General features: G+C 66.0%; 17 protein-coding genes, 2 tRNA genes and 1 pseudogene. 4 read left to right on the forward strand and 16 right to left on the reverse strand.

Annotated elements, in window-relative coordinates:
* Positions 1–19 precede the first annotated feature (19 nt).
* Positions 20–511: a hypothetical protein gene (locus LJ656_RS01155; RefSeq protein WP_230507448.1), complete on the forward strand. Its 492-nt coding sequence runs from the start codon at positions 20–22 to the stop codon at positions 509–511.
* On the opposite strand, the gene LJ656_RS01160 is transcribed toward LJ656_RS01155, so the two are convergent.
* The 9 genes from LJ656_RS01160 to LJ656_RS01200 form a co-directional block, all read right to left on the reverse strand.
* Entirely contained in the window at positions 508–1,464 is a 957-nt protein-coding gene (locus LJ656_RS01160; protein ID WP_425605900.1) for a DUF1571 domain-containing protein, read from the reverse strand. The genes LJ656_RS01155 and LJ656_RS01160 overlap by 4 nt on opposite strands.
* A gap of 204 nt (positions 1,465–1,668) precedes the next feature.
* The gene (locus tag LJ656_RS01165) at positions 1,669–3,423 is read right to left on the reverse strand and encodes an AMP-binding protein (protein ID WP_230507450.1); all 1,755 of its coding nucleotides are present in this window, start codon (positions 3,421–3,423) and stop codon (positions 1,669–1,671) included.
* A gap of 59 nt (positions 3,424–3,482) precedes the next feature.
* Positions 3,483–4,784, reverse strand: a complete 1,302-nt coding sequence (locus LJ656_RS01170) for an acetyl-CoA C-acetyltransferase (protein ID WP_230507451.1) — start codon at positions 4,782–4,784, stop codon at positions 3,483–3,485.
* A 120-nt stretch (positions 4,785–4,904) separates the two neighbouring features.
* Positions 4,905–5,840: a MaoC family dehydratase gene (locus tag LJ656_RS01175; protein ID WP_230507895.1), complete on the reverse strand. Its 936-nt coding sequence runs from the start codon at positions 5,838–5,840 to the stop codon at positions 4,905–4,907.
* A gap of 169 nt (positions 5,841–6,009) precedes the next feature.
* On the reverse strand, positions 6,010–7,428 hold the full coding sequence (locus LJ656_RS01180; RefSeq protein ID WP_230507452.1) for a 3-oxoacyl-ACP reductase: 1,419 nt from the start codon (positions 7,426–7,428) through the stop codon (positions 6,010–6,012).
* A gap of 221 nt (positions 7,429–7,649) precedes the next feature.
* Complete coding sequence (locus tag LJ656_RS01185; protein ID WP_230507454.1) at positions 7,650–10,148, reverse strand: acyl-CoA dehydrogenase; 2,499 nt, start codon at positions 10,146–10,148, stop codon at positions 7,650–7,652.
* A gap of 217 nt (positions 10,149–10,365) precedes the next feature.
* The gene (locus tag LJ656_RS01190) at positions 10,366–11,361 is read right to left on the reverse strand and encodes a TetR/AcrR family transcriptional regulator (RefSeq protein ID WP_230507455.1); all 996 of its coding nucleotides are present in this window, start codon (positions 11,359–11,361) and stop codon (positions 10,366–10,368) included.
* A gap of 468 nt (positions 11,362–11,829) precedes the next feature.
* Positions 11,830–13,065, reverse strand: a complete 1,236-nt coding sequence (locus tag LJ656_RS01195) for an MFS transporter (RefSeq protein WP_230507456.1) — start codon at positions 13,063–13,065, stop codon at positions 11,830–11,832.
* Between the two features lie 345 nt (positions 13,066–13,410).
* Positions 13,411–14,370, reverse strand: a complete 960-nt coding sequence (locus tag LJ656_RS01200) for a YihY/virulence factor BrkB family protein (protein WP_230507457.1) — start codon at positions 14,368–14,370, stop codon at positions 13,411–13,413.
* 205 nt (positions 14,371–14,575) lie between these two features.
* Between LJ656_RS01200 and LJ656_RS01205 the strand changes: the two genes are divergently transcribed.
* Positions 14,576–16,366 (forward strand): 3-deoxy-D-arabino-heptulosonate 7-phosphate synthase, encoded by a 1,791-nt coding sequence (locus LJ656_RS01205; RefSeq protein WP_425605890.1) that lies wholly within the window; start codon positions 14,576–14,578, stop codon positions 16,364–16,366.
* A 110-nt stretch (positions 16,367–16,476) separates the two neighbouring features.
* On the opposite strand, the gene LJ656_RS01210 is transcribed toward LJ656_RS01205, so the two are convergent.
* From LJ656_RS01210 to LJ656_RS01230, 5 genes and pseudogenes are all read right to left on the reverse strand, one after another.
* Positions 16,477–17,430 (reverse strand): PfkB family carbohydrate kinase, encoded by a 954-nt coding sequence (locus tag LJ656_RS01210; RefSeq protein ID WP_230507458.1) that lies wholly within the window; start codon positions 17,428–17,430, stop codon positions 16,477–16,479.
* A 128-nt stretch (positions 17,431–17,558) separates the two neighbouring features.
* Positions 17,559–17,924: a DUF3140 domain-containing protein gene (locus LJ656_RS01215; RefSeq protein WP_230507459.1), complete on the reverse strand. Its 366-nt coding sequence runs from the start codon at positions 17,922–17,924 to the stop codon at positions 17,559–17,561.
* A gap of 13 nt (positions 17,925–17,937) precedes the next feature.
* Complete coding sequence (locus LJ656_RS01220) at positions 17,938–18,342, reverse strand: DUF6566 family protein (protein ID WP_230507460.1); 405 nt, start codon at positions 18,340–18,342, stop codon at positions 17,938–17,940.
* A 79-nt stretch (positions 18,343–18,421) separates the two neighbouring features.
* Positions 18,422–19,396 (reverse strand): annotated as a pseudogene (locus LJ656_RS01225) (Dyp-type peroxidase); the annotation flags it as partial.
* A gap of 119 nt (positions 19,397–19,515) precedes the next feature.
* Positions 19,516–20,427 (reverse strand): CHAD domain-containing protein, encoded by a 912-nt coding sequence (locus LJ656_RS01230; protein ID WP_230507462.1) that lies wholly within the window; start codon positions 20,425–20,427, stop codon positions 19,516–19,518.
* Between the two features lie 237 nt (positions 20,428–20,664).
* On the opposite strand from LJ656_RS01230, the gene LJ656_RS01235 reads away from it, so the two are divergent.
* Positions 20,665–21,033: an NUDIX hydrolase gene (locus tag LJ656_RS01235; protein WP_230507896.1), complete on the forward strand. Its 369-nt coding sequence runs from the start codon at positions 20,665–20,667 to the stop codon at positions 21,031–21,033.
* A 245-nt stretch (positions 21,034–21,278) separates the two neighbouring features.
* On the opposite strand, the gene LJ656_RS01240 is transcribed toward LJ656_RS01235, so the two are convergent.
* Together LJ656_RS01240 and LJ656_RS01245 are read right to left on the reverse strand one after the other, a co-directional pair.
* Positions 21,279–21,365 (reverse strand) — tRNA-Leu (locus tag LJ656_RS01240).
* Positions 21,366–21,592: 227 nt separating this feature from the next.
* Positions 21,593–21,679: transfer RNA gene (locus LJ656_RS01245), tRNA-Leu, on the reverse strand.
* A gap of 416 nt (positions 21,680–22,095) precedes the next feature.
* Here LJ656_RS01245 and rnr point away from each other — a divergent pair.
* Positions 22,096–24,603, forward strand: coding sequence for a ribonuclease R (rnr, locus tag LJ656_RS01250; protein ID WP_230507463.1), 2,508 nt, complete (start codon positions 22,096–22,098; stop codon positions 24,601–24,603).
* Positions 24,604–24,810: the final 207 nt, after the last annotated feature.

Here is a 24,810-nt window from a genome sequence, read left to right on the forward strand (position 1 = left end):
ACGACAACCGGGAGGCATCATGGATAGACGCGGTTTCATGCTGACGAGTGTCTCGCTGGCGATCGCGGCGGGCGGCGCGTGGCCGTGGTTTGCGTGCGCCGCCGGAGACGCATCCACCGCGCGCGCGTTGGCAGTTGTCGATTCGACGCTCGCGGCCGGCGACCTGCTCGCGTGCTACGCACGGCAGTTCAGCTTGCCGGTGTTCGAAACCGGCGACGACATCGGCGCGCTGTGGTTCGCGACACTCGCCCCGTTGCTCGCCGCCGCAACCGTCATCACCACCGCGCCGGCGGCACCGGCCGCGCGCAGTGCGGCTTCATTGATCGGCATCACGCGTGCATCCGATCATTTCGTGCTGAGCCGTCTCGCGCTGTGTAGCGGATGCTTCACCGAGCACAGCCAGCAGCGCCACGCGATGCCGGGCGAACAAGTCGAATACGTGGCGTTCGCGTTGACGCCGCGCGATCGCCGCGAGCCTCGACCCGCCACCCCTCGGCCCGCCACCCGCTAGAACTTGTACGCGCTGTTCTTCGGATCGAACGTCGCGTCATCGAAGCGCTTCGGCGTAATGCTCTCGAACACGATCCGCTCGAACAGCTTGCCGTCGTTGTCGTAAGACTCGACGCTGCGAAAGTACGGATGCCGCAGATCGAGCCCCAGCGTTTCCTTCTTCGCATAGAACTCGGGCTGGCCGGTCGGCGTCTCGAACGTGAAGGCGACGACCCGCACATCGTCGATAGTCTTCACTTCGATCTGCACCGAACGCGGCAAGCCGGTCTTCGCGTACCTTTTGCCCTCGGCCAGGTACTGCGCGGCGATGTACTCGGTGCCGAGATCGCGCACCTCGTGATTCGACTGCGAGCGCGCGAGCGCGCCGTCCAGCGAAGTCCACATCGGCATCACGTTCATGATGCCGCCCAGGTGGCCGTACATTTGGTCGCTGCGCTTCGATTCGTCGTAGATGATTTCCTGGCCCGCGTGCGCGCCGTCGGGCAGCCACTTCGCGTAGATTCGCAGCGGTTCGCGCGTGAGCCGCACCAGCATGTGATCAGGTTTGTCGGGCCACTGCCCGTGAATGCGCTCGGAGCGCGACATCGTGAACTCGTACGACGGATAACCGTTCGGTCCCGCCTGAATATAGCGCGGCAACGTCAGCGGATCGAGCGACTGGAACAGCGCGACCAGTTGCGCATCGTCGAGCTTTTCAAGCGCGCCGCTTTGCTGCGCGGCGCGCAGCCATTTGACCTGCTGATCGAGTGTCAGCTTGCCGACCTGCGCGGGCGGGGTGGTCGGCGCCTTGACCGCGCTCGCGGTCTCGAGCGGCGGCGGGCGGTCGTCGTTCTGCGCAAATGCCGCCGGCATCGCGACGGGAGCGGCGAGAGCGGCGAGAGCGGCGCCGGCGAGCAGCGTGCCGCGCAACCAGCGTCGGCAGCCGGCCACGCCGCTCAAAGCGCCACGCCGCATCGACCCCTCGGCGAGCGCGGCGGCGGGCGGCCAGCCGCCGTCGGCGTGCACATACGAGAGCGGGTGGTGCGAACGGGCGGACAGGCGGTGCTTCATGCGTTCCTCCAGGAAGTGGCGCGAGCGACGGCCGCCCCGCGCGAAAACGCGAGGCACCGTCACGCGGGCCGCGATGACATAACGTCAGGCACGCAAGCGTTATTCCAGTCAGTTCGCTTTGTGTTTCGCGAGTTCCTCGTCGCGCAGCGCGCGGCGCAGGATTTTGCCGACATTGGTTTGCGGCAGCTCGTCGCGGAACTCGACCAGCTTCGGCACCTTGTAGCCGGTCAGATTCTTGCGGCAGTGCGCGAGTACCTGCTCGACGGTCAGCGTCGACGAGCGCCGCACGATGAACACCTTCACGCGCTCGCCCTGGGCCGGGTCGGGCACACCGATCGCCGCGACTTCGCGCACGTCCGGATGCGCGGCGATCACATCCTCGATTTCGTTCGGATACACGTTAAAGCCCGACACGAGGATCATGTCCTTCTTGCGGTCGATCAGCCGGATAAAGCCGCGCGAATCCATCACGCCGACGTCGCCGGTCGCGAGCCAGCCGGCCTCGTCGATCACCTTCTCGGTTTCGTCCGGCCGATTCCAGTAGCCCTTCATCACCTGCGGACCTTTCACGCACAGCTCGCCCGCCTCGCCGATATTGGCCCAGCTGCCGTCGTCCTTTCTGAAACGCACCTGAGTGGACGGCGCGGGCAGCCCGATCGAGCCTTCGAAGTCGCGCAGCTTGCTCAGATCGACCGGATTCATCGATACGATCGGCGAACACTCGGTGAGCCCGTAGCCTTCGACGATCGGTTTGCCGGTCACCGCCTTGAAGCGCTCGGCGACCGCTTTCTGGGTCGCCATCCCGCCGGCCATCGCGAGCTTCAGATCGGAGAAGTCGCGCTTGCAGAATTCCTCGTTGTCGAGAAACGCGTTGTACAGCGTATTCACCGCGGTCATGCCGGTGAATTTCTCGTGGCGGATGATCATCATCACGCGCTTCATGTCGCGCGGATTGGCGATCAGGATGTTGCGCCCGCCGAGCCCCATGAAGATCAGCGCGTTCACGGTCAGCGAGTAGATGTGATAAAGCGGCAGCGGCGTGAGCACCGTTTCGACCTCGCCCGACAATTGCCCGGCGGCCCACGCCTTCGCCTGCAGCAGATTCGCGATGATGTTGCGATGCGTGAGCATCGCGCCTTTCGCAACCCCGGTGGTGCCGCCGGTGTACTGCAGGAACGCGATGTCGTCGTGGCTCACCGGCACTCGCGTGAGCGTGCGCGCGTAGCCGATCGACAGCGCGCTCAGCAGCGGCACCGCCTGCGGCAGCTGATAGGCCGGCACCATTTTCTTCACGTGACGCATCACGAAATTGAGCAGGCGTCCTTTCGGATTGAGGCCGTCGGCGAGCAGATCGCCGAGCCCGGTGACGATCACGTCGCGCACCTGGGTGCCGGGCAGCGCGTCTTCGACGGTCTTCGCGAAGTTCTCGAACACGACGATCGTGCGTGCGCCGCTGTCTTTGAGCTGATGCGCGAGCTCGCGCACCGTATAGAGCGGGTTGACGTTGACGACCACCGCGCCGGCCTTCAGCGTGCCGAACAGCGCGACCGGATACTGGAACGTGTTCGGCAGCATGATCGCGACGCGCTCGCCGGGCTGCACGCCGATGCTTTGCAGATACGCAGCGAACGCGTTCGCCTTGCGGCCCAGCTCCCCATAGGTCAGGTTCGCGCCGACACTGACATACGCGACGCGCTCGCGGAACTGCGCGACGCATTCGTCGAAGAACTGGCCGATCGATTCGTACTGCGTGACGTCGATCTCGCGCGGCACGTCGTCGGGGTACGACGCGTACCAGATGCCGTCGGTGTTCGGCGCGGACCCGGCGGCGGCGGGGAGCGGGGCTTGGGTGGGCTGGGTCATCGATCGTCTCCTGAAGCCGTGGTGGCCTTTGTTGGTATCCCGGTGGATCGCGCGGCGCGCTAGCGTTCCAGAATCGCGACGACCCCCTGGCCGCCCGCCGCGCAGATCGAAATCAGACCGCGCGCGCCGCCGCCCGGCTTGTCGAGCTGCGCGAGCAGCTTCGCGAGGCCCGCGACGATCCGCGCGCCGGTCGCCGCGAACGGATGGCCGGTCGCGAGCGAGCTGCCGTTCACGTTCAGCTTCGCGCGATCGATCGCGCCGAGCGCGCCCGCGAGGCCGAGCTGCGTGCGGCAATATTCGTCATCCTGCCACGCCGCGAGCGTGCATAGCACCTGGGCCGCGAAAGCCTCGTGAATTTCGTAGAAGTCGAACTCCTGCAAGCTCAGGCCGGCACGCGCGAGCATGCGCGGTACCGCGTGGACCGGCGCCATCAGCAGTCCTTCCCGCTGGTCGAAGAAGTCGACCGCGGCGGTCTCCGACCAGCTCAGATAGGCGAGCACCGGCAGTCCGCGTTCGGCCGCCCATGCCTCGCTCGCGAGCAGCACAGCCGATGCGCCGTCGGTCAGCGGCGTCGAATTGCCGGCGGTCAGCGTGCCGGCATCGCGGTCGAACACCGGCTTCAGGCTCGCGAGTTTTTCCAGCGTCAGGTCGGCGCGCAGGTTGTTGTCGCGCGCGAGGCCCTTGTACGGCGTCATCAGATCGTTGACGAAGCCGCGCGCATACGCGTCAGCGAGCTTGCGGTGGCTGTCGTACGCGAGCACGTCCTGGGCTTCGCGCGAGATGTTCCAGCGCTTGGCCATCAGCTCGCAATGCTCGCCCATCGACAGGCCGGTGCGCGGCTCGCTGTTTCTCGGCAGCAGCGGCTTGAAGAACATCCCGGGGCGCAGCTTGCTGAGCGCGCCGAGCCGCTGGCCGGCACTCCTGCCGCGATTCGCTTCGAGCAGGATCTTGCGCATCCGCTCGTTGACGCCGATCGGCGCATCCGAGGTGGTATCGACGCCGCCCGCGATGCCCGCGTCGATCTGGCCGAGCGCGATCTTGTTGGCGACGAGGATCGTCGCTTCGAGGCCGGTGCCGCAGGCCTGCTGCACGTCGTAGGCGGGAGTTTCCTTCGCGAGCGTGGTGGACAGCACCGACTCGCGCGTCAGGTTGAAATCGCGCGAGTGCTTGATTACCGCGCCCGCCGCGACTTCACCGAGACGCACGCCGTGCAGTTCGTAGCGGTCGATCAGGCCTTGCAACGTGAAGGTCAGCATGTCCTGATTCGACGCGTTCGCGTACGCGGTGTTCGAGCGGGCAAACGGGATCCGGTTGCCCCCGACGATGGCGACGCGGCGCACGGCGGGTTGCGGGTGGGGCATGTGGCGGCTCCTTTGGGGCGGTCCAGGTTAGCGGGTAGTGCTTGCTGCCTTGCTGCGCGGGTAATGGCAGCGCGATCGCGGCCGGATTGTGGCCGGATTGTGGCCAGGATCGCGCGGCCGTCACTGCAAGCGCCACTGCATGCGCCCGCGCAAATGCGGCTTTTCTCCGTTGATATCGCGCACCTCCAGGTCTCGCTCGATCAGCGACGGCGCCGCGCTCCACAGCGACACCTCGCCCGGCAGCAGCATCGGCAGCTTGAATTCGGCGGCGAGCGTCGCTTCGGCGAGCGGCTTCGGCGGCTGCAGCGAAGACGCCGCTCGCGCCAGCGTCCACATCCCGTGCGCGATCGCGCGCGGAAAGCCGAACGCCTTCGCCGACAGCGCGCTCATGTGGATCGGGTTGTAGTCGCCGGACACGCTCGCGTAGTCGCGGCCCAGTTGCGGCGCGAGCTGCCAGCGCGCGAGCCGTTGCAGCGGTTCCGGCCCCGGCTCGAGCGCGGCGAGCGGATCGCCGATCGCCGGCACCGCGCGCTTCAGATAGACGCTGTCGCCGTCCCACACCGCCTCGCCGCGCCGGTAGATGCGGGTATGGACGACGAACGCCTGGCCCTTGTCGTGGCGCAGCAGCGCGCCGAATTCGACCTCGACGCGCAACTGGTCCTTGTACGCGAGTGGGCGGCGCAGCCGCACGTGATTGGCCAGATGCACGAGCCCGAGCGCCGGCCACGGAAAGGCCGGATCGGTCAGCATCAGAAGATGCAGCGGAAACGCCAGCAGATGCGGGTAGGTGAGCGGCACGCCGTGCTCCGGGATAAAGCCGCACACGCGCGCGTAACGCCAGATCGGGCCGGGGTCGAGCGCGACCGCCGGGCGCACCAGCCGCAGCGCCGGCAACGCGCTCTCGCGGCCGCGCTTGACGACACCGCACAGCGCCCGCGCATACAGTTTCGCCGGCGCCGGCAGCGTCTCGACGACGATGGTTTTCGGCCGCGCGCCATTGCCGCCCGGTGTGTGCGCGGCATCGCGACTGCCGAACGGATCACCCGCGTCGCCCATACCCATGCCCATGCTGATGCTCTCCCGTTCAGTGTCCGGCCCGGTTGCCGCTTAGTTGCCGTTCAGTAGCCGCTCAGTTGCGGCTGAGTTGCCGTTCAGTCGCCGCTCAGGCTCCACGCTTCGGCTCCACGCTTCGGCTCCACGCTCAGGCGCCACGTTCAGGCTCCCCTCACGCGCCAAGCAGGCTTTGACCGCAGACCCGCACGACCTGGCCGGTCACGCCCGCGCTGCCCGGCTGCGCGAGCCACGCGATGGTGTGCGCGACATCGACCGGCTGGCCGCCCTGGCTCATCGAGTTCATCCGGCGGCCGGCTTCGCGGATCGCCAGCGGAATCTTCGCGGTCATCTGCGTTTCGATGAAGCCCGGCGCGACCGCGTTGATCGTAATCCCACGCGCACGCAGCCGCGGCGCCATGCTCTGCACGCGGCCGATCACGCCGGCCTTCGAGGTCGCGTAATTGGTCTGGCCGGGATTGCCGGCGATCCCGCTGATCGACGACACCGCGACGATGCGCCCGCCGTCGCGCAGGATGCCGCCGGCGAGCAGCGCGTCGTCGATGCGCTCCTGCGCGGTCAGGTTGATGTCGAGCACGCTTTGCCACGCGGCTTCGGTCATCTTCGCGATGGTTTTGTCCTTCGTGATGCCGGCGTTGTGCACGACGATGTCGACGCCGAGTTCGTCGAGCGCGGCGGCGATCTGCGCGGGCGCTTCGGGCGCGGCGATGTCGAACGTCAGCGCGCTGCCGTGCAACTGGCCGATGGTGGCGTCGAGCGCGTCGCGCGCGCTCGGGATGTCGAGGCCGATCACGTGCGCGCCGTCGGCCGCGAGCACCTCGGCGATCGCCGCGCCGATCCCGCGCGCGGCGCCGGTCACGAGCGCGCGCCGGCCGGCGAGCGGCTGGCGCCAGTCGAACGGGGCGGCGGCCGCGGGGTTCTCTGGCGCGCTCGCGTCGATCCGCACCACCTGACCCGACACATAGGCCGAACGCGGCGACAGGAAAAAGCGCAGCGTCGCGTCGAGCCCGTGTTCGGCGCCGTCGGCGACATACACCAGGTTCGCGGTGCTGCCGCGCCGCGCTTCCTTGCCGAGCGAGCGGGTGAGGCCTTCGAGCGCGCGCTGCGCGGTCCATTGGCGCGGACTCGCGCAGGCCTCTGGCGGGCGGCCCAGCACGACGATCCGCGCGCATTTGCCGAGCGAGCGCAGCGTGTCGTGAAAGAAGCGGTAGAGCGGTTCGAGCTGACAGCTGTCCTCGATGCCGCTCGCGTCGAACAGCAACGCGGCGAGCTTGCCGGCCGAGCCGCTCTCGGCCGGCTCGAAGCGGCCGGTCATCAAGCCGTGGCGGGTGGCGAGCGGCACCCAGGCGGGCGCGCTGTCGTGCGCGACGCTGGTCATCCCGACGCTCGCGACCAGCTTCGCGAGCGCGTCGAACAGGCGCGGTTCGCGGCCCGCGCCGATCGCGATCAGGCCGTCGAACTCGGGCCGGTCCGCGCGGTAGCGGCGCAGCACCTCCGGCTTCGGCAGCCCGAGCGAGCGGGCCAGCCGCTCGCCGAACGGCGAGTTGACGAACTTCAGGTAGGAGTCGTTCATGTTGTTGTTGCTCCGCTGGTCACGCGCGCGCGGGCGGCGCTTGCAAGGGCCTATGAAAGGGCTTTTGAAAGAGCCTTTGAAAAGGCTCTCGCAAGCATCGCTTGACCGCGCCGGACGTTTGTCAGTGTGCCTTGAGTTTGCCCTGAGTTTGCCTTGAGTTGCGCGCCTGCGGTGGGCTTTACCGTGCCGCGCCACGGGTTTTTTATCTAAAGGGCGCGTCGTCAGGCTGCCAGTTCCAGCGATTTGTCCAGCGCGTCCCTGCGTTTTTGCAGGCTCGCGAGCATGTCGAAGTCGGCCGGGAAATCGTCGACCTTCACGACCTCGGCGCCGAACCGCGCGTAGTCGTCGAGCACGCGCCGCTCGTCCGCGTCGAGCAGACCTTGCTGGTGCGCGCGCTCGGTCCACGCGGCCAGTTGCGGCAGGCTTTGCGGCATCGGTTCGAGCAGCCCCTGCTTGACCGCGTCGCGCAGCTTCTGGTCGATCTGCGTGAAGCGCGGTTGCAGCGCGAACACCAGCTCGCCGTAGCCGAGCGCATCGACGTCCGGATGCGGCACGTACGAGTCGGAGACCAGCCGCTCGCGCGCGGCGCCCGGCGTTTGCATCAGTTCGGCGATCTCGCCGCCGAGTCGGTCCGACGGCTCGCGATGCGGCAGCCCGAACGGGAACGCGAGCACCCGCACCAACGTCGCGGCGAGCCGGTTCGGGTAGTTCGCGAGCACGCCGTCGAGCGCCTGCTGGGCCTTGTACAGCGAGTCCTCGACGCCCCAGCGCACGAGCGGCAGATCGGCTTGCTGCCGTCCTTCGTCCTCGAAACGCTTGAGCGTCGCCGAGATCAGGTAGAGCTGCGAGAGCACGTCGCCGAGGCGCCCGGAAATGCGCTCGCGGCGCTTCAGATCGCCGCCGAGCACGAACATCGACACATCGGCGAGCAGCGCGAACACCGTCGCGAGCCGGGTGGCCGCGCGGTAGTACGGATTGAGCGGCGCATACGCACGGCGCGGCTTCGCAATCAGCGCGCTGCCGCCGAGCCCATAGACGACGCTGCGCACCACGTTCGACAGCGTAAAGCTCAGATGTCCGAAGAATGCCGCGTCGAACTCGCGCAGCGCTTTCGCGCGATCCGGCTCGCGGGTCGCGCTCATTTCCTTGAGCACGTACGGATGACAGCGGATCGCGCCCTGGCCGAAGATGATCAGGCAGCGCGTCAGAATATTCGCGCCTTCGACGGTGATCGCGATCGGCACCTGCTGATACGCGCGCGCCAGAAAATTCGACGGCCCCATGCAGATGCCCTTGCCGGCGGCGACGTCCATCCCGTCGTTGATCACGCTGCGGGCGCGCTCGGTGATGTGATATTTGGCGATCGCCGAAATCACCGACGGCTTTTCGCCGAGGTCGACCGCGTGCGCGGACAGGCGGCGCGCGGCGTCCATCACGTACAGGTTGCCGCCCATCCGGCCGAGCGCTTCCTGCACGCCCTCGAACTTGCCGACGGCGGTGCGGAACTGCCGCCGGATCGCCGCGTATGCGCCGGTGCCGCGCACCGCGATCTTCGCCATCCCGACATTCGACGACGGCAGCGAAATCGCCCGGCCCGCGGCCAGGCATTCCATCAGCATGCGCCAGCCGTTGCCGACCTGGTCGCGCCCGCCGATCACCCAGTCGAGCGGAATGAACACGTCCTTGCCCGAGTTCGGCCCGTTCTGGAACACCGCGTTCAGCGGCCAGTGACGGCGGCCGATGTTCACGCCCGGGTGGTCGGTCGGAATCAGCGCGCAGGTGATGCCGGGTTCGTCGTTCGGCCCGAGCAGGTGGTCCGGATCGAGCGCGCGGAACGCGAGACCGAGCACGGTCGCGATCGGGCCGAGCGTGATGTAGCGCTTGTCCCACGTGACGCGAAAACCGAGCGTCTCGCGGCCGTCGTGGATACCTTTGCAGACGATGCCGACATCCGGAATCGCGGCCGCGTCGGAACCCGCGTACGGGCTCGTCAGCGCGAAGCACGGGATGTCTTCGCCACGCGCGAGACGCGGCAGATAGTGGTTTTTCTGCGCTTCGGTGCCGTAGTGCATCAGCAGTTCGGCGGGCCCGAGCGAGTTCGGCACCATCACCGATACCGCCGCGGCCGAGCAGCGCGTCGCGAGCTTCATGATGACCTGCGAATGCGCGTAGGCGGAGAACTGTTTGCCGCCGTACTGCTTCGGAATGATCATGCCGAGAAAGCCGCGCTCCTTGATGAACCGCCACGTTTGCGGCGACAGGTCCTGCCAGAGCATCGTGGTCTCCCAGTCGTTCGCGAGGTCGCACAGCTGCTCGCATTCGACATCGAGAAACGACTGTTCTTCAGCAGTGAGCGTGGCCGGGCCGTAGCCGAGTAGCGTGTCCCAGTGCGGGCGGCCCGAGAACAGTTGCGCGTCCCACCAGACGGTGCCCGCTTCGATCGCGTCGCGCTCGGTCGGCGACATCTGCGGCAGGATCTTGCGGAACAGCTCGAACACCGGCTTGGTCAGCCACGCGCGGCGCAGCGCCTTGAGCGTCAGCACCAGCGCGGGGAGTACGAACACCAGCGCGAGCACGGTGGCGAGCAGGGGACCGGCCGCGCCGCTCAGCTGCGCGGCCGCGACCCACACGATCAGCGCGGCGAGCCACCAGGCGGCGCGGGCCTGGACGTAGACGAGGGCGAGCGCGGCGACGACGAGCGCGAGCATGAACCACGGCATGACGTTTCCTCCTGTTTCAATACGGCGTGCGAACGCATCCGCGACAGCATGGACGGCTCGCGTTGTGTCGATCTGTTTATCGGTAGTGCTGCAATTGGCGCGCCATCGGCGCGGCCTGGTGTGGCGTGGTGAGGTTGGGTGCGGCCGGACGGCTTCGGCTGGAGCCGTCCGGGCGATGCGTGCGCGCGGCAGCAAGCGCGCTTATGCGTTCACGCACTCACGCGGTGCCGTGCAGCAGGTGCTGGAACGTCGCCGAAGCGGTTTCGATACCGGCGCCGCGGGTTGGGTCGTCGGCCGGATCGCCGTCGATCGAGCGGGGCGCCTGCGCGGTCCCGTTCGACGCGGCCTGCGAGAGCGCCGTGCCATTGGCGCCTTCGTGCCGCTGCGGGTGCGCTTGCGCGTGGGGCTGCGTCTGCTCCGGCTGCTGCTCCTGCTGCTCCTGCTCCTGTGCCGCTGGCGCGCCTTGCTGTGCGCAAGCCGCCGGGCCGTCCAGACCGTCCGCATTGCCGTCGGCCGCATCGCCTAGCACCGCCGCGAAGGTGGCCAGTTGCGAGCTGTCCGGCAGCGGCGCCTTCAGCGCGGCGACCATCAGCGACGCGAGCCGCGCGATCAGCTGCAGATCGTCCATCGACTTGCCCTGCGAGAACTCGGAAAGCAGGCTGTCGGTATCGCTGCCGGCCAGCACCCCGGACAGCGCGCCGATCGCGAAGTGCAGCCGCCAGCCGAGTTCTTCGCGCGGCAGATGCGGCAGCGCGCGCTGGAACGCAGAGAAGAAACGCACCGCGACCGACTCGTAATGCGCGTTCAGAAAGTCGCGGATGAATGCCGACGGATCGGTGTACGCGCGCCCGAGCAAACGCAGAAACGCCTTGCCGCCGACGCGCGGATCGCGCGAGAGCCGCAGCGCCGGAATGAACATCGCGCCGAGCACGTGCTCGCAGGTCAGGCGCTCGCCGAGCAGCGCGTCGAAGCGGTCGAGCAGCTTCAGGCGCTCCTGATTGAGCCGGTCCAGGCGGCGCGACAGCATCGAATGAATCAGCGATTCCTTGCTGCCGAAGTGATAGTTGACCGCCGCCAGATTGACTTCGGCACGCGAAGTAATTTGCCGCAGCGACATGGCTTCATAACCGCAATCGATGAACAGCGTCTCGGCCGCGTCGAGAATGCGGGACTTGGTATCGCCGGCGTGCCGGCCTGTTGTGCGAACTGCCATATTGCGTCTCCCAGTTGCCGGACTTGCCGGCTCGCAAACAAGCGATTCAAATTCGTATTTGAAACAACCGTTTTTTTTCAGGATAAGGAAAGTGGATGCGGACGATCAAGGGGCTGTCTCGACTAACTCCTCTAGAAGACCTGACGAAGGTCGACTTTCCCGGCTGCGCGGTTCGTCGATTCCGCGCGGAAAATAAAAAAGGCCGTTCCGAACGAATCGGAACGGCCTCGTATAGCTGGCGATCTGGTTTTGGCCTCGCATCCGTCGCGGGGTCGACCCGCGCGTTGCGTATAGGTGACGCGCTTTGGCGTCGTGGCGGTTCGAACCGCCTTGGCGGCTATTGTGCCCTGAAACGCGCCGGCACAATAGCCGTTTAGTTCGAACGCTTCAAGCTCGGTGCCATGAGGGCGGCGCGGCTTTTACACGCGGCCTTCATGCGTCACCCCGTGCATCACCCCATGCGTCACCTCATGCGTGTCCGCCCGCGGTCTGCGCGCCCAACTCGCGCGCCGACTGCGTCATGTCGATGCCGCGCCGCTCGCGGCTGAACGGAATCAGCGCGCAGATCACGATCGCGACAATGCCGATCACGATCGCCATCACCAGCGCATAGTTGTTGCCGTGCATTTCGGCGATCTTCGATTGCAGCGGCCCGTTGACCGACGCGATCAGATTGCCGAGCTGATACACGAGACCGGGGAAGGTCGCGCGAATTTCATCGGGCGAGATTTCGTTCAGGTGCACCGGGATCACGCCCCACGCGCCTTGTACCGAGATCTGCATCAGGAATGCGCCGAGCGCGAGCAGCGCCGGCGTGCTCGAGAATGCCCACAGCGGCAGCACCGGCAGCGCGATCAACGCGGAGATGAAGATCGCGCGTTTGCGGCCGATCTTCTCCGACGCCCAACCGAAGAACAGCCCGCCGCAGATCGCGCCGACGTTCAGCGTGATCGTGATCCACGACACCGTATGCGCGTCGAACTGGTGCTGCACGCGCAGGAAAGTCGGATACAGATCCTGCGAGCCGTGCGAGAAGAAGTTGAACGCGGTCATCAGGATGATCGCGTAGATCGACAGACCGACGTTCTGTTTGAGCGTTGCGACGAGGCCCGGACGGGCGCGCTTTTCGAGCGTCCTGAACGCGGGCGATTCCGGCACGTGCGCGCGGATGTACAGCACGAGCAGCGCCGGCAGCACGCCGACGAAGAACATCCCGCGCCAGCCGATGTATTGATAGAACACGCCGAACACGATCGACGCGAGCAGATAGCCGCTCGGATAGCCGGCCTGCAACAGGCCGGAGACGATGCCGCGCGATTTCGGCGGCACGGTCTCCATCGTCAGCGCGCCGCCGACGCCCCATTCGCCGCCCATCGCGATACCGAACAGCGCGCGCAGGACCAGCAGCGTCATCAGGTTCGGCGACAGACCGGACAGCAATTCGAGCAGCGAGAAACACGCGATGTTGATCATCAGCGTCGGACGGCGGCCGTATTTGTCGGCGAGCCAGCCGAAAATCAGCGCGCCGAGCGGACGCATCATTAACGTCAGCATGATCGCGACCGCCACCGACGGAATATCGGTATTGAATTCCTGGGCGATATCTTTCAGCACGAATACCATCAGAAAGAAATCGAATGCGTCGAGCGTCCAGCCGAGATACGCGGCGATCGTGACGTTTCTCTGTTCCCGGGTCCAGCTCATTGATTGTTCTCCTGTGTCTCCATAAACCCGCGTTTTAACGCGAATGGCTCGTGGCCCGTAGCGCGTTATGCGAGGCGGCTGTGGCCGAGTGTACGCCGAGAGTTAAGCGCTTGCATGGTTCAGTCCGGCCTTATCGGTGTTAATCCCGACAGCAAATTCCGTGCTGAATCCGCATTGCATAATTAATGTCCGGTAAATGTAATGGTTGTATTAAAGATGTCGGTATTCGTGTTTGTTGTTTGTAAAGTTAATCCGGTTTTTACGGCTGCCCGTCATTGACGATATGCAAAAGCGCCGGCTTACCAGGCAGTGACGGCAGGGCCGGCATCGCCTTCGGAGTACTGCTCATTGCTCGCGCGTCGCATCGCCGGGTTCGGCGGCCGCGCGGTCGAACGACGAGCCGCTTGCGTGCCGGCCGGTGTCGCCGGCGGTATGGCCGCTCGCGCGGCACAGCGCGGCGGTGACTTCCGAGCCGAGCAGAAACACCACCGCACAGAAGTACAGCCACATCATCAGCACGGCCAGCGAGCCCGCCGCGCCGAACACGCCCGCGGTGCCCGCACGCGCGAGATAGAGACTGAACAGATGCCGGCCCACGGTGAACAGCAGACTCGCGACCACGCCGCCGGCCAGCGCGGGCCGCAGCGGTACCGAGGTGTCGGGCAGCCACTTGATCAGCGCGCCCAGGCCGACCGCCAGAATGACAAAACCGAATAGCGATTGCGCCGCCTGGGCGATCGTGCCCAGCGTCGAATTACCGAAGATCATGCCGCCGACCGTCGTGATCGCCGCATCGAGCACCAGCGACACGACCAGCAGAAAGCTCAGACCGATCAGCAGTCCGATCGATACGAGCCGGGCTCGCAGCACCAGTGCGATCCCCGCGATCCCTTTGCGCGACTGCGCGGCGAACACGATGTCGAGCGCGGTATTGAGCGACGCGAAGGTCGCCGATGCGCCGACCAGCAACAGCACGACCGAGAACGCCGCGGCGACGCCGCTGCCGCCCGCGTAATGCGCGTGGACGACGATGTCCTGCATCGCCTGCGCGGCCTCTTTGCCGAGCAGGAACTGCACCTGCGCGAAGAAGCGTCCCTGAGCGATGTCGCGGCCGAAGATCCAGCCGATCACCGCGAGCACCAGCAGCAGCGTCGGCGCCAACGAAAAGGCCGAGTAGAACGCGATGCTCGCGCCGAGCATCGGGCAGCGGTCCGACATGAAGCGGGTGACGGTGTCGCTCGCGACGTGTAGCGCGCGGAACCGGCCGGCGGAGCGGGGCGACGCGTACGATGACGGTTTTTGCATGGTGTCCTCTGCGGGCGGCGGTCGCGCGAACCGGTGCGCTGCGCGCGATCGACGGTAACGATGGTCGTTGCGCGCTAGTTGCAGCACGACGCGCGCCCGCTCTTGACGCGGATGGCGCGGCGCGTGCTGCGGGGACGTTTGAACCGCCGGCTGCTCTTCGCTACTCTTCGTTATCTTTCGTCCCTCCATTTGCCTCATCGCCGTCATGTCGTTGCCGCCTTCGTCTTCGTTGCTCGACGCGCTGCTCGCCGCAGTTGCGCGGCGTTATCGCGTGCCGGCGCTTGCCGTCGTGTGCGCGCCCGGCGGGGAGAGTAGCGGGCCGAACAGTGGGCCGAACAGTGGGCAGAACAGCGGGCACCCCAGCGCGGCGACGCTGCTCGCGCTGGCGATCGAACAGGCGCGCGAGGCGATCGCCCGCGGCGAGGCGCCCAACGCGTCGAGCGCACGGCTATTCACCGGCGCGCTCGCGCGGCTGATCCGCGACGCGCTGCGCGAGAACGGCGGCGATCCGGTGTTTCAGGCGATGCTGCTGCGCCATCGCACGGCGGTGGTGCGCGAATATGCATCGCTGGCCGCGCACGCGGACCGGGACCGTCGCCGGATTCACGCGAGCATCAATGCGATCGCGCATCCGGCCAAGCAGCAGCGGCTCGACGCGGGCGCGCAGCGCGACGCACTGAGCCGGCTGCACGCGCTGGCGTTCGCGCACGCGTGGGCGCAATTCGGCGACGCGCTGCAGGCCGCTGTCGACACCCCGGAACTTGCTCGCGACGCCGCGCTCCAGCGCAACCTCGCGCAATTGCTCGGCAGCGCCGAGTTACAGCGTCTGCGACGCCTCGATGCGCTAGCGACGGATCCGCAGGTGCGCGGCTATCGGGCGCTGTGGGAGCGGCAGGGGCCGCGTCCCGGCAGTTCGGGCGCGCTCGCGCGCGGCGTCAGTGCGAAGCAGCGTGGCGCCGAGGTGGAGGCGCTGGCGAGCGACGCGCTCGAAACGCTCGCGCGGCGGCTGAACGAAGCGTGCCGGCGGCCGGACGGTGAGCCGCCTTTGGCTTCGTACCGAGTCGTCAACTCGATGCGCGTGCCGGCGACGATACCGGCCAGCCACGAGCGCGCGAAGACCGAATGGGACGTGGTGCTGTTGCGGCGGACCCGCGCGCTGACGCCCACCGCGCTTGCGGGTACCGACGCGCAGACATGGGACGTATGCCTGCTGGTCGAAGCGAAAGCATCGGTCGACGCCGCCACCACCGATCTGCCGCGTCTTCTGCGCGGTCTTGCTCTGCTGGCGCACGCGGACCCCGATACCGTGTACTCGTTTCAGACGCAGCAGGGTACGGTCCAACTGAACGGCGCGTCGCTCGCCGCATTGCGCACCGACGCGGCGGCGCTCGCGCGAACGGTGCTCTACTGCTGCGACGCGCCCGCCGACACCGCGCCGCGCGTGCTGAGCCCCGCGAGCCGGATGCAGTTGCTGTCGGCGCCGGCGAGTCTGGAATTCGCGAATGCGCTCGCGCACGGGCGCGGCGTCAGCGACGCGGACCTCGAACCGGTGTGGCGCGAGTTGCTCGAAGCGCCGCGCTGGCGCGCCGTCCTCGATCAATACCTGACGCTGCGCCAGGTTCGCGATCTGATGGTGCATGCGGACGATTTACGCGCTGCAGTCGCCGCGCCGGCCGCTGACGGCGCCGCTCACGCGCCCGGGGCAGGCGCGCGCGTTGCTACGACCGTGAGACCTTCCACTCAACCAGGAGCGGCAATGGACACGCAGCCGAAGCGACTCTCGGACACGCAGGTGCAGGTCGAAAACAAGATCTACGGCTATCGTTCGCGCGAGGAGGCGGATCGATTCATGCAATGTTTACGCGACGGCGACGCCAACTGGTGTGTTGCCGACTGTCCGCCGCAAACGGTGGTCGATGCGTATCCGGCAGATGCGCGCAAAGGCGCGGGGATCACGATCGGGCCGCCGTCGGGCGGGCTCGATAACGATGAGTAACCGCGCGACGAGTAACGACGAGTCTCCACTGCGCTACGGACGCCACGCCGCGCCGAGCGTCGCGCCCGGCGCGAGTCCGCAACGAGGCGAGGATCGCCCGGCACCGGACGCTACAACCATTCGGAGCGCAGTCCGACCGCGAACTCGTCGACCTGCGCGCGCGCCGGTAGCGCGGTTTGCGCGCCCCACGCCATCACGGTCAGATTCGCGGCGGCGGTCGCGAAGCGGATCGCCGCCGCGAGCTGTTGCCGCTCGGCGAGCGACACCGCCAGTGCGCCAGTGAACGCGTCCCCCGCGCCGGTGGTGTCGACCGCTCGCAGCGGTTTGACCTGCACCGATAGCACGCCGTCGCGCGACACCGCGATGCAGCTTCCGTCGCCGAGCTTCACGCACACCCGCTCGACGCCTTCTTTCAGCAACGCATGGCCGGCCCGCGCGGCGCTCTCGCGATCTTTGACGTCGATGCCGGTCAGCGCCGCCGCTTCTTCGACGTTCGGCGTCAGCGTATGCACCGCCGACCACAGGCTGTGAATGGCGCCCGAGCCCGCCCGTTGGGGCGGCGCGGGGTCGAGCACGACCCGCAGCGCGCGCCGTTGCGCGGCGGCGAGCGCCGCCATGCACGCATCGACGCTGATCTCGCAGTTGAGCGCGAGCACGCTGCCGGCCGGCGCGGCTTCGATCGCGGCAACCGCGCTGTCGATGTCCGCGGCCTGCCACGCGTCGTTCGCGTTCGCCGCCAGTACGATGGTTTTCCTGCCGCTCTCGGGCACGAAGATCATCGACACCGCGGTCGACTGGCCGGCCGCGCGCCCCACGCGCGACACGTCGGCGCCGAGCGCGCGCAACGGCGCGAGCACTTCGCCGGCGAAGTCGTCGTCGCCGACCATGCCGAGCAGTTGCGCCTCGTGGCCGAAGCGGCGCGCGAGATACGCGATGTTCGCGGCCTTGCCGCCGGCCAGGCGCGAGAAGTGATGGGCGCTTTGCGTCTCGAACTGGCCGAGCGGCTGGTCGATGCGCATTTGCAGATCGAGGTTGATGCTGCCGAGGCTGACGATGGTGGCCATACGAAGTACCGGAAAGGTGGGCGCTCGCCGGCCGGTTGCGATTTCAGCCGGTGAGCGGCGGCGCGGATGCGGGTCGCGTTTGCGCTGCGAGCGAGCATCGGCTGTACCTGGGGCGCACGCGTGTGCGCCTAACGATGCTTCAACGGATCGTGTCCCCAGTTCATCAACGAATAGCGCCATGCGGTCTGTTCGAGCTCCGCGGCCGGATGGGCGGGGCGCTGCGCGAGATGCCGCGCGATGTAGCCGAGCACCTTGCGCATGTGGCGGATGTCGTCTTCCGATAGTTCGTTCTGCCTGGTGCCGAGCAACTGGACGATGCGGCGGCCCGAGCGGTGGCCGACCGATTCGCCGCCGTCGTGTTTCTGACCGACTTCGCGCGATGCGTCGGTATCGAGCCAGCGAGCCAGTTCGCTCGCGCTCATGTTGACCTGCCGTTTGAATTCGGTGACCACGTCGTGGTCGCTTTTATCGCTGGAGGAGTCGGCGTGGGTCATGGTCGGCGTGCCTTCATGCGCGCGGATCCGGCAGCGCCCGGTCGACCAGATAGCGGCCGTGCTCGACGCCGGCGCGCAGCGCTTCGGCCTCGGTCAACCATTCGGGGGTGATCGGCTGCGCGTTCGCGAGGCCCGGCGGCAACTGCATCTGCTGGCCGTCGCGGATCAGCGCGATATCGGCGATCCATGCGTGGCGCGCGTTCTGGTACGCAGTGACGGCGATCAGCGTGCCGCGATAGGCGACGCGAGTCTGATGGACGGACGGCGAGCCGGCGGGCGTCGTCGCGCCGCCGGTCGACGGATCGCCGGCGCGATAGGTGTCATCGGAGGAGGGGTTCATGCTGTCCTCGGCTGGCGGAAAGACTGCCAGCACGAGAGCAAGCGCCATGCCGCGCGCGGCGGCGAGCGATGTGGTCACGGTCCGCTCTCTCGCGGCCGGCGCGGTGACCGGCGACCGGCAACCGGCCGTGGCGGATTCGACCCGCTCAGTTCCGATTCGCCGGCGCGTTCGGATCGCGCTCCGCGAGTGCCTCCAGCAGCGACGCCGACGGCACGAAAAACAGACAGCCGGTCACCGCGCGGCTGAAATCGAGCAGGCGATCGTAATTGCCCGGCGGCCGGCCGACGAACATGTTCTCGAGCATCTGTTCGATCGGCGCCGGCGAGCGCGCATAGCCGATGAAATACGTGCCGAACTCGCCCGAGCCCGGCCGGCCGAACGGCATGTTGTCGCGCAGGATTTTCACTTCCTCGCCGTTTTCGTCGAGCGTGGTCAGCGAGCTGTGCGACGAAGTCGGCTTCACGCCGTCGGCGAGTTCGATATCGTCGAGCTTGGTGCGCCCGATGATGCGCTCCTGCGCCTCGACCGACAACTCGTTCCAGGCCGCCATATCGTGCAGATATTTCTGCACGAGCACATAACTGCCACCCGCGAATTGCGGATCTTCTTCACCGACCACGGTGAAGTGCACGGCCTCGTTGCCGACCGGATTCTCGGTGCCGTCGACAAAGCCGACCATGCTGCGCTGATCGAAATAACGAAAACCGTGCACTTCATCGACGGTCGTCACCGCGTCGCCGAGCCGGCTCATCAGATGCGTGGCCAACTCGAAACACAGGTCCATCTGGTCGGCGCGGATGTGCAGCAGGATGTCGCCGGGCGTCGCGATCGCGTGGCGCTCGCCGGCCCCGAATTCGCGGAACGGATGCAGCCCGGCCGGGCGGGGCGCGCCGAACAGCGCGTCCCACGCTGTGCAGCCGAACGCGCACACGCAAGATAGTCCACCGTCGGGGATGCGTTTGCCGACCGCCCGCACGAGCCCGGCGATATCCGCGCACCAGGCGCGCACGGTCGCGTGGCTGGCCGCGTCCGGCTTGATCGTCATGACGATGAAAATCGCGCTGCGCTTGGCCTGAGTGGAGACGGCCTGCGGTTCGAAAGTGACGGCGGCGGGGATCGGGGTATCGGACATCGCGGGCAGACCTTTGTGGTGACGTTGCGGGAGAACCGGTTATATAACCCGAAGCGCCGCAAAACGCCATTAAGAGCGGCGCCCGTTCGATCGAATTCGCTGTGGCGAGCCGCTCTGTCTCACGCGCACAGCGCCCGGACCTGCCGCGCAGCCGCGCGCATGCGCCGCCACTTCTGCTTTTCCAGCCACTGCAGCGATTCCTGCACGACTTCGGGCGGAACTGCGCTGAAGGACTCGCCGCGAATCAGCGTTGCGCTGGCGGCAATGTCGTTGAATTGGCCGAGCGTGTCCTGCACCGACGTCAACGCCTTGATGGCGCGGCCGTGGCCGCCTTTGATGACCGGTTCAAAGAACTCGAGCAGATAGCGGAGTTTTTTGCCCGCCTTGCGCACGTCGTGCAGTTCTTCCTCGTGAGCGGTCTCGCTGCGCGCCGTGCGTTTGCTGCGCTTCATGAACGCGCGTTGCGCCAGACGGACGCGTTCCTCGGCGAACGCCTGAATCGGCAGATCGTTGCAACACGCTTGCAGTGCGGTTTGCGCGCGCAGCAGCGCGTCGTTCAGAAACGGCTCGACGGTGTCGCTATTGAGCAGCGTCCGGCTATCGAGCACCGCCTGTGCGCGCTTGTCTTGCGCCGCGCTCACCAGCAGTGCGAGCGATGCACGTGAGTGCTGAGCAACGCGTAGAAGATCACCAGCAATATCCCAATCGCGGGTTTCGCCTGCCACTGCCGCGAGACGCCTGAATTCTTCGCTGGCCTGGGTGGTCGCTTCTTCTCCGAGATAGGGGGAGTACGCCCAGTACAACGCTCGAAGTTTTCTGAGCGCGACGCGAAGTTGATGAAATCCCTCTGCATCGCTTTCGGTGGAAAGTTCTCTGGCCCTTTCCACCGCTTCGGCGACGAGCGGCGTCGCCAATAGCGAGAAAGTACTGGCGATCGAGTCTATTTTTGAAAGGGTAGAACCTTTCGGACGGCGGCCGACTTTGAGAGGTACGTTAGGTCGTGGCAAGCGCCAGTCGGCGTCCATATCCATGACGGTCTCGCGTCCAAAGAGTTTTGATTTGCCCAGACCTTATCACGCCCGGTTCCGGTCGCCGAATTTGTGACGTCTTGATGAAAAAACTCGCGCATGTCGCGAGTACTGCGCGATCGCATCGCGAGATTGCTGGCATGTGCTGACTGTATTAGGATGATCAGCCATCTGGCGCCGCCCAGTACGTCTGTACGTAGAGCGGGCGTCAAAATGGTTAGAGACAAATGGGAGTTCGTTTTGAAGAAGCGCGCAACCGTGATCTGTCGCAGAGGTAAGCGAATCCTTCTGGTCGCACGTCATCAATCAAAGTGGGCTTTGCCGGGCGGGATACTCAAGCGTGGAGAGCATCGCTCGGCCGCCGCGCTGAGAGAGCTCAAGGAAGAAACCCGGCTTTCGGGAAGATCGGCGAAATATCTGTTCGACTTCCGAGGCAAGCAGAAGCACCATCATGTGTTCTTCTGCGAAATTCCGGGTAGCGCCAAGGCGCGTCCGAGTAACGAAATCGCCAGGTGTCGCTGGGTTCATCCGGACGACCTTCCCCGACTGATCACCAGCGGGCCGACAACCGATATCGTGAAGCTGATGAATCAGCGGCGCAGGAAGTAGGCCGGCTATCGAGCGCGGTCGGCCGGTATGTTGGACCGGTGAAGAGGTAGGGGCAGGTAAGGGCGCGTGGCGGGTAACGCCATCGCAAGTCGTTCGGATCAACGCAGCGCGGAAAGCGAGTGAACCGAAGCGCGATTGAACCGAAGCGATTGAACCGAAGCGATTGAACCGAACTGCGGCGGCATGCCGAAAAACAAAAAACCCCGTAAGACGAAAATCTTACGGGGTTTCTCGATACTAAAGCTTGGTGCCCAGGAGAGGACTCGAACCTCCACGGTGTTGCCACCGCTAGGACCTGAACCTAGTGCGTCTACCAATTCCGCCACCTGGGCACGTCTTCAAGCTAGACCGCTATTTTAGCGTGATGATTAAGCTTGTCAATCCCTACTTCGAACAAACTTGCTTTCTCATCTGCCCGGTTGAAACAGCAGCGAAGTGATGCAATCGCTACCGAACCACCGTCCTGCTCATCCGACTTTCGATGCCGCAAACAGCGGTTTCGATTGCCGGGTCTTACATAAAAAAGAGAGCCGCCAGAAGGCGGCTCAACTTTTGAATCTGGTGCCCAAGAGAGGACTCGAACCTCCACAGTGTTGCCACCGCTAGGACCTGAACCTAGTGCGTCTACCAATTTCGCCACCTGGGCAGGTGATGAACTGCAAAGAACGCCATTATAGCTCGAATGTGACACCTGTCAAGCGTTTCGCTACAAGCTTTTTAACACTGCAGTGGATCGGCGCAAGCGGCCCGCGCACCGCCACCGACGGCCCGCTTGGCCGGGCAACACGGGTGTTAGAATGCCTCGCAGTAGTTCGTCGGCACATTTGCATATAGGTACCCAGGCACGTATATGCGTATATAGAGTGTCCGTACGCGCGTCGACTCGGCGTTGAACGAGCCGGGCCCGGCCCGGGCAGTTTGCGGTGCAATCGCAGTAGAGCAGCAAGCAGCAGATGCAATGACGATGCAGCCCAGGCGCGATGCAGATGCAGATGCAATTGAGCGACTGCGCGCATGCCACCAACGCCTTTTCAGGCCGGACCCTAGCGCCGACCGACGTCCATGCAACGAGAAAAAACCATCGACAAGCCCTTGAGCAAATTTCCGTATCCGATTCCAAGCCGCGAAGAAATCCTCGGCGTATTGCGCACGAGTGAAACGCCGCTTGCCGCGAACGACATCGCCGAAGCGCTGTCGATCAAGCGCCAGGAGCGCGAAGGATTTTTCAAGCGCCTCGGCGCGATGGAGCGCGATGGCCAGATCCGGCTCGATCAGCGCAATCTCTATCAGTTGACCCATCCGTCGAATTTCGTCGCGGGCCGCGTGCAGGGCCATCGCGACGGCTACGGCTTTCTGATTCGCGACGACGGCCAGGACGATCTGTTCCTGCCCAACGGCGAAATGCAGAAGGTCATGCACAACGACCGCGTGCTTGCGCGCATTGTCGGCTATGACCGGCGCGGGCGTCCGGAAGGGCACATCGTCGAGGTCACGGATCGCGCGAACAAGCGCGTGATCGGCCGGCTGCTGAACGAGAACGGCGCGCTGATCGTCGCGCCCGAAGACAAGCGCATCGGCCACGACATTCTGATTACGCAGAACACCCGCAAGGCGAAGGTCGGCCAGGTGGTGGTGGTCGAGTTGACCGATTTCCCGAGCCGTCATTCGCAGCCGCTCGGCCGCGTGGTCGAAGTGCTCGGCGATATCGACGACCCCGGCATGGAAATCGAAATCGCGGTGCGCAAATACGGCGTGCCGCACGAATTCAGCGGCGCCGCGCTCGAGGAAGCCGCGCGCCTGCCCGACGAAGTGCGTCCCGCCGACATTCGCCATCGCGTCGATCTGCGCGACGTGCCGCTCGTCACGATCGACGGCGAGGACGCGCGCGACTTCGACGACGCGGTCTATTGCGAGCCGGTCAAGGTCGGTCGCGGCGACGGCTTCCGCCTGATCGTCGCGATCGCGGACGTGTCGCATTACGTGCAGCCGCAAAGCGGGCTCGATACCGATGCGCTCGAACGCAGCACGTCGGTCTATTTCCCGCGCCGTGTGATTCCGATGCTGCCGGAGAAGCTGTCGAACGGACTGTGTTCGCTCAATCCGCAGGTCGACCGTTGCGTGCTGGTGTGCGACATGATCGTCACCGCGCGCGGCGACGTGAAGGCGTACCAGTTCTATCCGGGCGTCATGCATTCGGCCGCGCGGCTCACCTATACCGAAGTCGCCGCGGTGCTGAAAAACACCAAGGGACCGGAGGCGACCCGCCGCGCTGCGCTGCTGCCGCAACTGCAGAATCTGTACGGCGTCTACAAGGCGTTGTTCGCGGCACGCCAGAAGCGCGGCGCGATCGACTTCGATACGACCGAGACGTATATCGTCTGCAACGCGCAGGGCAAGATCGAGCAGATCGTGCCGCGTACCCGCAACGATGCGCACAAGCTGATCGAGGAATGCATGCTGGCCGCGAACGTGTGCGCGGCCGATTTCCTCAAGCGCAACAAGCATCCGGGCCTGTTCCGTGTGCACGCGGGGCCGGGTCCGGAAAAGCTCGAGAATTTGCGCACGTTCCTGCGTGGGATGGGCCTGACGCTCGGCGGCGGCGATACTCCGCACGCGAGCGATTACGCGGCATTGATGGCGCAGATTCGCGACCGGCCCGACGCGCAGATGCTGCAGACCATGTTGCTGCGCTCGATGCAGCAAGCGGTCTACAGTCCCGACAACATCGGGCACTTTGGTCTCGCGTATGAGGCTTACGCACACTTCACGAGTCCGATTCGCCGCTATCCCGATCTGCTCACGCATCGCGCGATCTACGCGATTTTGCAGGGCCGCAAGTATCAGCCGCAGCCGTCGCAGGGCGTCGAACTGAATACTGCGCTGTCGCCGCGTGCCCGGGCGATGCAGCAGGCCGACGAGGAGAAACGCGGCCCGCGCGCGCGCGGGAACAACGTCGCGATCTGGGAAGAACTCGGGCTGCACTGCTCGGCGAACGAGCGACGCGCGGACGAAGCATCGCGTGACGTCGAGGCATGGCTCAAGTGCTATTTCATGCGCGACAAGCTCGGCGAAGAATATGGCGGGATGGTCAATGGCGTTACGTCGTTCGGTATTTTCGTGCAGCTCGACTCGCTGTTTATCGAAGGTCTCGTGCACGTGACGGAACTCGGTTCGGACTACTTCCAGTACGACGAGATCAAGAACGAGTTGCGCGGCGAGCGTACCGGGATTCGCTATCGACTGTCGGATCGCGTGCGGGTGCAGGTGAGCCGCGTCGATCTCGACGCGCGCAAGATCGACTTCCGCCTCGTGCGCGACACGCCGATCAAGCCGCCGATGGTCCGCGGCGGGGCGCCCGACAAAGCCGCGTCGAACGCCGGTGACGGCGCGGGTCCGCGCGTGCGTTCGTTGCCGCCGGCCGAGCACGGCGGGGCTGCTGGCTCGCGGCGCAAGAAGGCCGCGCCGGCGCAGAGCGCGGCGGTCAAGGAAGCACGCGCGGAGCGCGGCGCGGCGAACAAGCACGGCGCCGCGCCGAAGGCGGCGTCGAAGCAGGCACGCAAGAAGCGCTGAGGCGGTTGCAGCGCCATACCGCGCGCAGCGGGCACGTGAACGCGTGCCGGTTGCGCGCGGTATGCGTTTGAGCGTGTCGACGGTTTTGGTGCGGGCGCGCTGGAGCAACGCGATGGGCGTTGCTACCGGGACAGCGCGGCACAGGTATCCGGTTTTATCTTCATCACAGCGGCGCGCACTGACGCGCGCCCAATCAAAGGTTGTTCA

Origin of the sequence: Paraburkholderia sejongensis (genome assembly GCF_020880815.1) — a bacterium.
GTDB lineage: Bacteria > Pseudomonadota > Gammaproteobacteria > Burkholderiales > Burkholderiaceae > Paraburkholderia > Paraburkholderia sejongensis.